This window comes from Halomonas sp. CSM-2 (assembly GCF_002119345.1).
Taxonomy (GTDB): Bacteria; Pseudomonadota; Gammaproteobacteria; order Pseudomonadales; family Halomonadaceae; genus Vreelandella; species Vreelandella janggokensis.
Genome location: NZ_NBYR01000054.1, coordinates 1 through 1,226 on the forward strand (window position 1 = coordinate 1; position 1,226 = coordinate 1,226).

A 1,226-nucleotide genomic window follows, 5' to 3' on the forward strand; every position below is an offset into this window, starting at 1 on the left:
GCTGGCGTCACCGGATCCTGCCGACTCCTTGGCSGAGGGGCCGGACAAACGCTTGCGCCAGTGGCAGAAGCTGGCATAGCCAATGCTCTCTTGTTTACAAAATTGCGGAGCTGCCAAGCCGCTGGCGTGCTGCTGATCAACCAGGGCCTGCCACTGTTCCGGCGTACGGTGCTTTTTCATGGGGGTAACCTCGTGTTGGAAAATATGAGGTTACTGTAGGGCGATTTTCAGCGGGGTGGCAGGACGTCCTGGAATGAACGCTTACCTCAGAGGAACGGTAAAGCGGTGATTGAGTGCCGGGCTGGTAGGTTAGCTCCGTATCCACGTCGTCTAGTACGATATCACGAGCTCGACCTTCTAATGTGTCACGCGGAGCGACATCACCTGCAACCCCAGCTACATTAAAATCGGTCAACCCCAGTGCATCCACAGTGAACCCGGGTGGGCTTAAGTCCATGCCAAGGGTTTGCTTGTCATTGGCACCCACTTGCAAGTCGACTTTGCCTGCTTCGCCCGTCATCAGCGGAATACCGTTGTACTCGCTCTCGCTGGCTAATCGATCGATTTCTTGCAAGTTCTGGTTGATTTCAGCTTGGATCGAATCGCTGTCACTGATTTGGTTAGTGCCGTTCAGCCCCTGCACGGTGAGCTCGCGCACCCGTTGAAGGCGATCATTGATCTCATCCAGCACACCTTGCGCCGTTTGTGACATTGAAATGCCATCATTAGCATTGCGCGCAGCCTGCCCAAGGCCGGTCTGCTGAGCCTGCATTCGGTTGCCAATGGCCTGACCGGCCGCATCATCTTTTGCGCTATTCACACGCAAACCAGAAGACAGCCTCTCCATGCTCGTCGCAAGAGAGGACTGGGCCCTACTTAGATACTGCTGGCTGGCTTGCGCGGTAACGTTGGTGTTGATGACGGCCATGGGTAACTCGTTCGTCTTCCGTGAATGATTAGTTATATTTTACGACCGATAGGAAAGAAACTTTAGCCCTTACTGATAGAAATGCGTGTTCAAGCACAAAGATAAAGAATAAATCTGTCTCAGCGAAAATCCGCGTAAACCCTCGCCCATTCGAGGTTGTCGCAAATCTCCTAACGACTCAAAACAAAACCTATACAGAACGATGTCGATGGCTGGACGACATCATCACGCACGCCCTGGCAGGCGCGATCTTTTTCTTTGTTGCTAGGTAAGGTAATCCCAGGCATCTCCACAACCG

The 1,226-nt window shown here is 53.1% G+C and carries 2 protein-coding genes; both read right to left on the reverse strand.

Annotated features, from left to right (window positions below):
• Positions 1–180, reverse strand: a 180-nt coding sequence (tnpA, locus tag B7L15_RS19720) for an IS66 family insertion sequence element accessory protein TnpA (RefSeq protein ID WP_441316957.1), incomplete at its 3' end; no start/stop codon positions are given.
• Entirely contained in the window at positions 137–928 is a 792-nt protein-coding gene (locus tag B7L15_RS19285) for a flagellin N-terminal helical domain-containing protein (RefSeq protein WP_085920500.1), read from the reverse strand. The genes tnpA and B7L15_RS19285, both read right to left, overlap by 44 nt.
• Positions 929–1,226 lie beyond the last annotated feature (298 nt).